The sequence below is a fragment of the Ruminococcus sp. RTP21484sp1_RTP21281st1_A8_RTP21281_210402 genome (genome assembly GCF_040914025.1).
Classification (GTDB): Bacteria; Bacillota; Clostridia; order Lachnospirales; family Lachnospiraceae; genus Blautia_A; species Blautia_A faecis.
On the sequence record NZ_JBCPGE010000079.1, the window covers coordinates 1 to 10,778 of the forward strand.

Annotated in this window: 7 protein-coding genes and 1 pseudogene; all 8 read right to left on the minus strand. The window is 38.5% G+C overall.

The features are described from left to right. A partial coding sequence (locus AB5170_RS21850) for a winged helix-turn-helix domain-containing protein (protein ID WP_368365158.1) occupies nt 1–368 on the minus strand: 368 nt, incomplete at its 3' end. A gap of 68 nt (nt 369–436) precedes the next feature. Beyond that, nucleotides 437–1,093 (minus strand): ABC transporter ATP-binding protein, encoded by a 657-nt coding sequence (locus AB5170_RS21855; RefSeq protein ID WP_179978636.1) that lies wholly within the window; start codon nt 1,091–1,093, stop codon nt 437–439. Between the two features lie 24 nt (nt 1,094–1,117). Then, the gene (locus AB5170_RS21860; protein ID WP_055056592.1) at nt 1,118–2,557 is read right to left on the minus strand and encodes an ABC transporter permease; all 1,440 of its coding nucleotides are present in this window, start codon (nt 2,555–2,557) and stop codon (nt 1,118–1,120) included. Between the two features lies 1 nt (nt 2,558). Further along, nucleotides 2,559–3,773, minus strand: coding sequence for an FtsX-like permease family protein (locus AB5170_RS21865; protein WP_055056591.1), 1,215 nt, complete (start codon nt 3,771–3,773; stop codon nt 2,559–2,561). Continuing rightward, nucleotides 3,770–4,330 carry a hypothetical protein gene (locus AB5170_RS21870; protein WP_055056590.1) on the minus strand — a complete coding sequence of 187 codons (561 nt, stop codon included), beginning with the start codon at nt 4,328–4,330 and terminating at the stop codon, nt 3,770–3,772. The genes AB5170_RS21865 and AB5170_RS21870 overlap by 4 nt, the downstream gene beginning before the upstream one ends. 114 nt (nt 4,331–4,444) lie before the next feature. Next, nucleotides 4,445–5,866 carry a HAMP domain-containing sensor histidine kinase gene (locus AB5170_RS21875; RefSeq protein ID WP_055056589.1) on the minus strand — a complete coding sequence of 474 codons (1,422 nt, stop codon included), beginning with the start codon at nt 5,864–5,866 and terminating at the stop codon, nt 4,445–4,447. Further along, complete coding sequence (locus AB5170_RS21880; RefSeq protein ID WP_055056588.1) at nt 5,850–6,527, minus strand: response regulator transcription factor; 678 nt, start codon at nt 6,525–6,527, stop codon at nt 5,850–5,852. The genes AB5170_RS21875 and AB5170_RS21880 overlap by 17 nt, the downstream gene beginning before the upstream one ends. A gap of 337 nt (nt 6,528–6,864) precedes the next feature. Beyond that, nucleotides 6,865–10,778 (minus strand): annotated as a pseudogene (locus AB5170_RS21885) (SNF2-related protein); the annotation flags it as partial.

Here is a 10,778-nt window from a genome sequence, read left to right on the forward strand (position 1 = left end):
GTCTGAATATAGACCGGATGACTCGGATCATCCTCTATTTTTTCCCGAATATGGCTGATATGGCTCATCACAATGTTGTAATCACCGGAATACGGTTCCTGCCAGACCATATCATAAATCTGTTCTTTACTGAATACCCTGCCGGGATTTTGAGCGAGAAGCTGGAGGATTTCAAACTCTGTATAAGTCAAGGCAATTTTATCATTATTCCGCATAACCTCTCGTCGCTCTAAGTCAAGCATTATTCCCTTGTGTTGTAAGTTCGATTTTAGATTCATTTTTTGAAATATAAATTTTTCTCTACCAGCATCCAAAATGGAAATAACAGATTCTATTAAATTTTCTTCATCTCCATCAAAAGATAGCAATAAAATTTTTCCTATACAGCTCACCTCATATTATTTCATGCTATAAAACACTATAACTTTACATTCACTTAAACCAAATGATACAATTTCCCCTCATGGATTTTAAGTACCACATCTGCAGCATCAGCTATTTTTTTGCTATGTGTTACGACAATTACACTTTTTCCCATTTCATGCGCACTTTTCATCAATATCTTAATAATTTCGTCTGCAATTTCTTCATCCAGATTTCCTGTAGGTTCATCTGCAAGCAATACCTTCGCAGGACTTGCTAATGCTCTTGCAATAGCCACTCGCTGCTGCTGTCCTCCTGATAACTGTAAGACCTGCCGTTTCCAGTCTTCCCTCGGTATTCCAACCGCTTCCAAAATTTTCTCTATGTCTTTCTTTCCACCCAGCATCACATTTTCTTCTGGAGTCAAATAATCTATCAGATTATAATTCTGAAAAACCAATGACATATTTTTCTTTCGATAGTTGTGTAGTCCTTTTTTTCTTATATTTACCCCTTCATAATAAATTCCCCCATCCGTCGGAGAATCCAAACCTGCCAAAAGCGATAAAAAAGTTGTCTTACCGGAACCACTTGGTCCCAAAATGGCATACATTTTTCCTATCTCAAAGCCATATGATATATCATCTAAAACTTTTTTGCCTTTATTCGCCTTATAGTAATAGACAACATTCTTTGCCTCAAGAACAATGTTTCCTGCATTTTTACTCATTTCTATAACCTCCTACCCCGTTATTCAGCTCATTTCACTTAATATCTGCTTCGGCCTTTTCTTCATTATCGTGATTCCTGCTACTAATACTGCAATAATCAAAATACCTGATATCATCCCAATATCCATCAGAACCATTTCTTTCGTTATATGAACCTCCACATCTTGTATTTTTAAATCCGGTGCAATATATCCATCTATATAGGTACCAGTATTTTCCTGTTCCTGCTGTTCTAACCTTAAGGTCTGCGTTTCTTTCGCTAAATATGAAGCTGAAGTCTCTGCAATAATTGGGGAAATTGCAAAGGATAACAACATCCCTATAATACTTATCATTACTGCTTCCCATAAAAACTGTACCCATATTTCAAATTTGCACTTTCCAAGTGACATCATAATTCCTATTTCTTGCGTACGATTTTTTATCCAAAACAGAAAAACTAAAACTAAAATCACAAGACCTGACACTGAAACTATTAGTAATAATCCCATACTCATCTGATCCATCTGCCCAAAATTTTCTGTCATATTTTTAATATTTCCATTATTATCAATTAAGTCATATCGTGACCAATCTATATTCGCTTTCTGTACAGACTTTTTAACTTGATCGTACTTCCCTGCATTTTGGACTTTGAATATAGCATACTGATAGAAAGGATTTCCTTCATTTCCGGATGGTTTTTCCGGGAAACTCATATCCGTAAATATTGTATTTTCTGGACGATAAGAATCCCCATACATAATAGATTTTCGTTCTTGCTTTGTTTCATAAATTCCGATAATCTCGGCACTGTATATTGTGGAATGTTCTTTGTCATGGTAATCATTAAACTTTAATAAGTTCCCAGTTTTTAAATGGTTTAGTTCTGCCAATTCTTTCGAGATGACACAAACATCCCTGTCATCTTTTTCAATCATTCTTCCTTCAATCAGTGAAATCTTACCTGCAGATACGTCCATATCCATTTCCATTATGCGATTACCTCGTAGGTTGACACCGCCTACATCCGTACTTTGATCCATATCTGAATCTTCTATTCTCGAAAAATTGACCGGATTCACAACAGTTGCTATTGTTATCAAATTATATTCCTCAATCCCCTCCACCTGAGCTATTTTTTTTACATCATCTTCCTTAACCGTCTCAAATGAGTTATCTGTAACTACCATATCCGCCCCATTTTCTAACCATTTATGAGTAACTCCTCCATAACTGCCCTCCCGATCACCCAGTACATCCATTGCCTGATCTAATCGCTTTCTCCTATTCTCCTCATTTCCTTCTATGCGAAAGGTAGCCCCTATTGCCTGTCTTGTAGCGTCTTGTGTATAAATACTTGCTGAACGGCTTGCCATAGCACCTAAAAATAGGCCACTCATAACAATTACAATAAACAATAGAATAATACTTTTTATCGGTTTTCTTAACACTGAACGTACTCCTCTTTGTAAAACATTCATGTTATCCCTCCATTTCTGCTAAAATTTTTTTTGGCTTTGTACATAATATTGGAAAAAGTGAAATAGAAATAGAAAGCAATAAAATTATTGTTCCTGATAATATGAGATAACATATATCTTTATTTTGTGCATATATTTGCATAGATGTAAAAGCCCCAATACTTTTCCAATCTAAAAACTTTTCCAATACTATCAGCATCTTATCTCCAGTATAAAGAGCTATTATTGTAGAAAATCCAAATACTGAAAAGCATTCCAAAATAATCTGCATAAACAAATCTACTTTTGTTTTTCCAAGACTCACATAAATTGCTATTTCTTTCTTTCTGGCTCTCATCCACATAGACAAAAGCAATGTTATTACAAGTACAGACGATACAACCGATAATCCCAACATCATTTTTACAACCCTAACAACTTGTAAGAGCGGAATTTCCATTTTCTGAAACAGGTTATCTGCTTTCATCACTCTATAGTTTTTCAAAATGCGTGTTACTTCTAGCTGTGTTCTGCTCAACTGCTCTGGATTATCTACATATACGATTAAGTTTTCATATCCGCACGTTTCTTGTAAATGACATACGAACTCGGGTTTTCCATAAATTGTATTTTCAATTCTGTTTACTGCTAATGGTTCCTTCCCTTGCTTTTCTTCTATACCCGAAATATAGATTCCTGATATGCTTGCCTGTGATTGTTCACCTGAATGAGATTTGAAACAAACAGTTTCCCCTATTTCCCATTGATTTACTTCTGCAAGAAACTGATTTACTACTATTTCACCTTCTTTGCGAGGATATTTTCCTTTCGTCAGATGAATTTGCCCGTCAGCAAATGGGCCATCATCTTCAAGGCTATCGTAGGCCATTATGCGCAATTTTTGGTTGTCTGCATCAACACTCTCACTTTTCGTTATAATTTTAAAATCCATTGGATATAACTGCACTTCTGCTACTCGATTTACCGCCTTCACATTTTCCAGTTTCTCAAGTTTTTTGTATTCATCATCCGTAAACAATTCCTCCGCTTTTTCCCGTTCGATCAACAATTTCGCTTTTGATTTCCCTAATAGTTCAATTCTTGCTACTTCGGATGCCCGTAATATAGTGACAGTAGATAAAATCATTGTTTCGGTAATAAGCAATACCCAAAACAAGATAATCGCTTTTCCTTTTTTCCTGAAAAGGTAGCGGAATGCTCTTTCTGCAAAATTCATTCCCATTCTCCTTCCTTTTCAAATCGGTCAATAATTACCCTTTTAGCCAAAAACGTACCATCCTCCTGGTAATCCCCATACAGATAGAGCATTGACTGCTTTTTCACTTCTTCTTTCCGGCAATCCTCAAGCGTAATACCCGTCATCGTTGAATGAGAAATCTGAAAATAGGTATTTTCTCCATATACTATTTTCACCTGATTCATTTCTTCAACAACCGCTCCCGGAGCAGGAACCATTTCTGCATCATCCGTCTGCGTCCCTATGCTGATATTACATCCTGTGTCTGAAAATTCCAAAACAGCTCCACGCAAATCTGCATTTGCCAACACTTCTGAATCGTCCGCTGAGTTCTCTTTGTCATCAGCATTACTACTTGACTCGTTCTCGTAACCGCCTTCTTTTTTCTCTTGATCATTCAGTATATCAGATACATTCTCGGTAGTTGTCTGATTATCCCCTGTTACTTTTGAATCAAAATTTTTATTGCTGCACCCAACAACTGATACGGTTCCTATACAACCCAAACATAATACTATACATATTTTTTTCTTCATTTATAAAAAATCCTCCATTACATATTTTTTCTTTATATTATAAAAATTGAATGTATGATTTTCCCGTTTTTTTTATGTATTTTATATGTATAAAAAGGCTGTTGTGATTTTCCGTCACAACAGCCTTCTGGTTGGTTCATAACATCTTATTTCCACTTTTATGCCTTTTTCTGTATTTTCAATACAATAAGGAAACTGATGCTGTTCTAAAATCATTTTTGTAATATATAATCCCAAGCCGCTTCCACCAGTTCTTTTATTTCTGGATTTATCAATACGATAAAATGCATCACATAATTTTGGAATTTCTTTCTCATCAATAGATTCCGTTTCATTTTCAATCCAAAAAATTATTTCTTCACCTCTTTTATACACTCCAACCCATATATTTCCATCCTCATTCGTATATTTAATTGCATTTCCTACCACATTACTTATGACCTTCGTGAAAAGAGCTTCATCTGCCCGTATCCAAGTTGATTCTTCTATTCGTATATGAAACTGTAATCCCCTATCAATAGCCATATCTTCCTGTTCCTTAATCACATTCTCAACAAGTTGGTGAAGTGGTATATCTATCAATTTCAACTCAAATCCCGATGTTCTAATTTTTGAAACATACAGAATTTCCTGCACCATATTCTCCATGGAATTAGCTACTTCAAAAGAACGTTTTAAATATCTATCTCGGTCTTTATATCCCCCTACTTCTAATAACATTCCCTGAATTTGTCCTTTTAGAATTGTAATCGGAGTTTTTAATTCATGCGAAACAGCTGAAAAAAAAGCCATTTGTTGTTGTTCCAGTTGCTGCTCAAGTTTGATGCTTTTCTCTAAATCAGTATTTTTTTCTTTCAATTCATCCAAAGCACTCTCTAATTTTTCCGAAAGTTCGTTCAGATTTTCTCCCAAAATTCCAATCTCGTCCCTCCGGTCTTCTGTATATCGAACTCGAAAATCAAGATTTGCCATTTTTTTTGAAACTTCACTCACCTTTAAAATTGAACGCGTAATATATTTTGTGTATAAAGCAGCAATAGCTAATGCTGCCAAAAAAGTAATAGCCCCCAACATAGGTAAAATTCTTTTTAATGATTCCAGTCCAATATTTACTTTCTCCTTGTTTCCAAACACTTGAATCCAATATGTTTTTCCATTCGTTAACTTACAGGAATAAGATTCCGTTATCCCACTGCCTAACAGAATATCTTCTACATCTGTTCCAGGAGCCAGTGAATATTCCATATCTCCATATATACCAAGTACCTTTTCGTCACTATCTTTTAAGACAATAGAAATCCCATGCTCCAATGCAAACATTTTTAATATTCCATCTATTTCCTGCACTGAAGTATTCGATAATTGAAGTACCATTTTTTCCGTCTGATTACTCAAACTTCTATCCAACTCTAAAAAATAGCTCCGTGACATCCCCAATGCAACCATTCCATAAATCGCACTACCAACAGTAATCAATAAGCATACTGTAATTATAAATATTTTTGTAGACAAATGTTCTCTAATTAGCTTTATCAATTCGATACCCCACCCCTCTTACCGTTTTTATATAATCCCCTGCTTTTCCCAATTTTCTCCGCAAATTTTTGATATGATTGTCAACTGCACGTTCTTCACCTTCAAATTCATATTTCCATAGACGATTTAAAAAGCTCTCTCTTGTTATCACGCATCCCTGATTTTCAATCAATTCTTTCAAAATTTCATATTCTTTCTGTGTCAAATCAATTAACTTTTTCCCTATTTTCACTTGATAATTTCCTACAATCAATATTATCTCTCTGTATTTTAACTCGTGATCTTTTGTTATATCTACTCCTTCATATCTACGCAGAACAGCTTCTATTTTTTTTATCATAATTGGAAGAGAAATCGGCTTGGGGATATAGTCATCTATTTGCATTTCAAATCCCTTTATCTGGTCTTCTTCTCTTCCCAATGCACTTATCATAATGATTGGTACTTCCGATTCTTTTCGTATTAGTTCACAAACTGCATACCCATCCATTTTAGGAAGTAAAATATCGAGCAGTATCAAGTCAATTTGTTCTTTCAGAAAAACCGCAATACCATCTATTCCATCAGATGCCGTAATCACTTCATACCCTTGATCCTCTAAAAAAAACTGTATCAGCTCTTGAATATCCAAATCATCTTCTATAATTAAAATTTTTTTCATTCTTAGCTACCTCTTATTTTCCGTTTTTTTTATTTTATCAGTTTTTCTTGTAGTTTTTGTGTATTTCGTTTTTTTAGTATTAAATTTTTTAATTACTATCTTAAACAAACCTTTACTTTTACATTATCATTTTAAATGTTGAAAGAGGTAGCATAAAATGCTTTTCGCACCTTCTGTCGCTTTTCACTTATGCTTCATTTATTGCCTTTTTTCTTTGCTAATCCATATCTATTTCTGGCTTCCTTGCTTCCTGTCTGTTCCAACATTTCCTTTTTCTTTGTTTTTTAGCGTATTTCTGTATGGAATTAAAATTGCTTCCATATGCCTATAATACTTGAGCGAACTCGATTGCGGTTACTGTCTCCCCAAACGTTGCCGCCCAGGAATCAAAGTGTCCCATACCCATACGCATGAGTGTGTCATACTGGAGATAACGCATGATAGTGTAAAGCTCGGTCATACTATTTGATACAGGAGTACCTGTAGCAAAGGTGATTCCTCTGCCGCCTGTCAGTTCATCCATATACCGGCATTTCATAAACATATCCGAACTTTTCTGTGCATCCGTCTGTGAGATACCCGCCACATTCCGCATTTTTGTATACAAAAAAAGGTTCTTAAAACTATGGCTCTCATCCACAAACAGCCGGTCTACACCCAACTGCTCAAAAGTTACTACATCATCCTTTCTGGTCTGGTCATTGAGTTTCTTCATCCTCGCCTGCAGACTCTTCTTTGTTTTTTCCAACTGCTTGATGGTATAATTCTGCCCTGCCTGATGTGCCGCTTCTTCAATGGAAAACGTAATATCTGCGATCTGATCTTCCAGCATGGCAATCTGCCGTTCTCTTGAAAGAGGGATTTTCTCAAACTGCGTATGGCCGATGATCACGGCATCATAATCCCCTGTCGCAATACGGGAACAGAACCGTTTTCGGTTTGCCGGCTCAAAGTCTTTCTTCGTTGCCACCAGGATATTTGCTCCCGGATAGAGACGTAGAAAATCACTGCCCCACTGCTCGGTCAGATGGTTTGGCACAACATAAAGATTCTTTTGTGAGAGTCCCAGCCGTTTTGATTCCATACCGGCTGCGATCATCTGGAACGTCTTTCCTGCTCCTACGCAATGAGCCAGTAACGTATTATTTCCATACAGCACATGAGCCACTGCATTTTTCTGATGCGGCATCAAGGTGATCTCCGGGTTCATGCCGACAAACTGAATATGGCTTCCATCATATTCCCGTGGACGGATGCTGTTAAATCGTTCATTATAGATCTTACAGAGATCTTCCCGTCGGTGCAGGTCTTTAAATATCCACTCCTAAAATTCCTCTTTGATCAGTTCCTGCTTCTGCTGTGCCAGCATTGTTTCCTTCCGGTTTAATTCCCGGTGTTCCCCCTCGGCATCCTGTACCGTGTCATAAATCTTGGTATCCCTAAGGTTTAAGGCATCTTCCAAAAGACGGTAGGCATTGGCTCTCTGCGTTCCATATGTGGAAGTAACAAGAGCATTTCCGTAACTGTCCACATTCTTTCCCATAACATTCCATTGTCCGGTCACTTCGGCATACTGGACTTTGACCTTGCTCCCTACATAATATCTTGGTGTATGGAATGTTTCTGCCATGAACCGTGTAATGTAATCCTCAGAGATCCAGGTTGCCCCAAGTCTCGCCTCAATCTCTGATGCATCCAGATCTTTTGGCTGTACCTGCTCCAAATACTGCACGTTCACCTGATATTCCGAGTGATCTTCTGCAAACTGTTTGGCAATCTGAAGTTTCTCCCTCACATTTCCAGAAAGATATTCGTCCGACGGCTCCCATTTTTCACCGATTGGATTCTTAAAGATCACCCCTGCCAGTTCTTCAGTAAGCTCCTCTTCTGTTTTCCCGGAAAGCTGTGCCATATAGGAAAGGTCAACGCCTGCCCTCTCACCAATAGAAACCGCAAGTGCTTCACTGGCAGTATCCACGGAAGTTACCGTTTCTGCCCTACGGATTGTCCTTTTGGTAAAAATATCCGCTTTCCGTTTCAGTTCTCCCTTATCATCCAGAAATTCCAGAGAAGTCAAAAGACAATAACTACTGTCCTGACTAAATGCCCTCTTATTGGCATTGCTGCTGATAAGACCATATTTTGCTGTAAAGGTATCGTATTCTTCATTGAGTTTTCCCTGCAGCTTTATGATCTGTTCATCGCTTCCCTCTTCCATCTGACACTGGATCAGTTCATTCGTAACATCACGGATCTTCACCATCCCTTTGACACGTTCCGCTGTCATTGCCGGAAGCTCCATGCGGTTCATCACAGAATTTTCCCGGTAATAGACTTCCTCATTCACTACGGTAAAACTGAAATTCTTTACATCCGGGTCTGCCGGGATAGAGACAACATCCTCCTCCAGCTCTGTATCCGAAAGTTCCAGTTCCGTAATCGTGCCATGGATATTCCTGATAGCTTCTTTTAACTGTTCTTCTAAGGTAATGCCTTCTTTTGGTTTTACGGTCACTTCCTGCTTTCCGTACTGGGTACTTTCTGTAGTAAAATCACCAAGCACCATTTCCGGATGCTCTGCAAAATAAGCATTGACCGAATAGCCTTCCGGTATTTCCTTTAAATTTAACCATTCCGGTTCCTCAATGGATGCCCTGTCCCTTTTCTGGAAAAACAAAATATCAGAAACAACACTGGTATTGGCATTTCTCTGGAACGCATTATTCGGTAATCGGATGGCTCCAAGCAGTTCTGCCCGATTTGCGATATACTGTCTCACTGCCGGATTCTGCTTATCCATCGTTCCACTGGAAGTTACTACAGCCACTACGCCGCCCGGACGGACCAGATCAAGGGATTTTGCAATAAAATAATCATGGATCATAAAATGATGCCGGTCATATCTGCGGTCACTGACCTGATACGCTCCAAATGGAACATTGCCTATCACACAGTCAAAAAAGCTGTCCGGATAACTGGTTTCCTCGAATCCCTGTATGGCAATCTTGTTTTTCTGGTAAAGCTGTTTTGCGATCCTGCCCGAAACCGGGTCGAGTTCCACACCGTACATATTGGCTTTGCCCATACTCTCCGGGATCAGTCCCATAAAGTTACCGACTCCACACGATGGTTCCAGGATATTTCCCTGTTTCAGTCCCATATTTTCCAGTGCTTCATACATGCTTCGGATCACGGTCGGGGATGTATAAAAAGCATTTAAGGTCGATGCCCTTGCTGCTCTGTATTCTTCTGGTGATAAGGTATTCTTTAATTCCAGATACTCATCTGCCCAGCTGCTGTTACTCTCCTCAAATGCCTGCGGGATACCACCCCAGCCAACATAACGGGATAAAATTTCCTGTTCTTCGGGTGCTGCCAGACGTTCTTCTTTCTCCAAAGTCTGTAACAAATGGATGGCTTCCATATTTGCCTTATACTTTGCCTTCGGACCGCCTGCACCAAGGTCATTATCCTGGATACGGAAGTTGTATGGTTCTATCACAGCTTTTTCCTGTTCCTGACTTTCCAGAATAGATTCTTCGGCAGTAACCTCTTCCTCTTCTATTTCCTCCACATCTGACATATCTACTACGGTCGGTTCTGCCACTGCCTTCGTATCCAAGAAATCAAACATGGTCATCTGGTGTCCGGATGGTTCCGCAAAAGACGGTTCTGCTTCCGGTGTCGGGAATATCGTATAGGTTCCTTCTGCATACTGGTGGAGTTCCGAAAGAAGTTCTGTTTTCTGCTGATAGTTTGTCCCATACGCTTCAAAATCCAATGGCAGAGCTGCCAATGCTGCATCCATCTTCTGTAACAGTTCTTCTGTCTGCTCTGGATTCTCTAATACTGCGACCATTTCTTTTCCTGGTTTTTCCCAGAAGAAGTCATCTGTAAAGGGTCTGTCTATCTCTTCCGGAAGACGGTCATAAAAGCGGAGTACCTTATTTGCCATCTGCTCTCGTTCATATTCCGGCATACGAGCATAATCTTCTGCCTGCAGGAACTGGTCATTCTTTATCAGATAAGCTACTCTGTTTGCAACTTTATTCCAGGATAATAAAATTGACGTATATGGATTCCCATAAGCACCTCTTGCAAGAAACAATCCTTTTCCATCATAGTTTGCGTGTGAATCATCGGCACCAGACAGTGCATGACTGCTTCCACCGATCCCATACTGTTCCTTGATAAAACCTGTCCTCGATCTTTCATCTTCATGAAGTAGATAAAAGGAATACGTCCTAAGCC

Coding starts and splice junctions, on each gene's coding strand:
- AB5170_RS21855 (WP_179978636.1), bottom strand. CDS start 1,093: ATGAGTAAAAATGCAGGAAACATTGTTCTTGAGGCAAAGAATGTTGTC.
- AB5170_RS21865 (WP_055056591.1), bottom strand. CDS start 3,773: ATGAATTTTGCAGAAAGAGCATTCCGCTACCTTTTCAGGAAAAAAGGA.
- AB5170_RS21860 (WP_055056592.1), bottom strand. CDS start 2,557: ATGAATGTTTTACAAAGAGGAGTACGTTCAGTGTTAAGAAAACCGATA.
- AB5170_RS21880 (WP_055056588.1), bottom strand. CDS start 6,527: ATGAAAAAAATTTTAATTATAGAAGATGATTTGGATATTCAAGAGCTG.
- AB5170_RS21870 (WP_055056590.1), bottom strand. CDS start 4,330: ATGAAGAAAAAAATATGTATAGTATTATGTTTGGGTTGTATAGGAACC.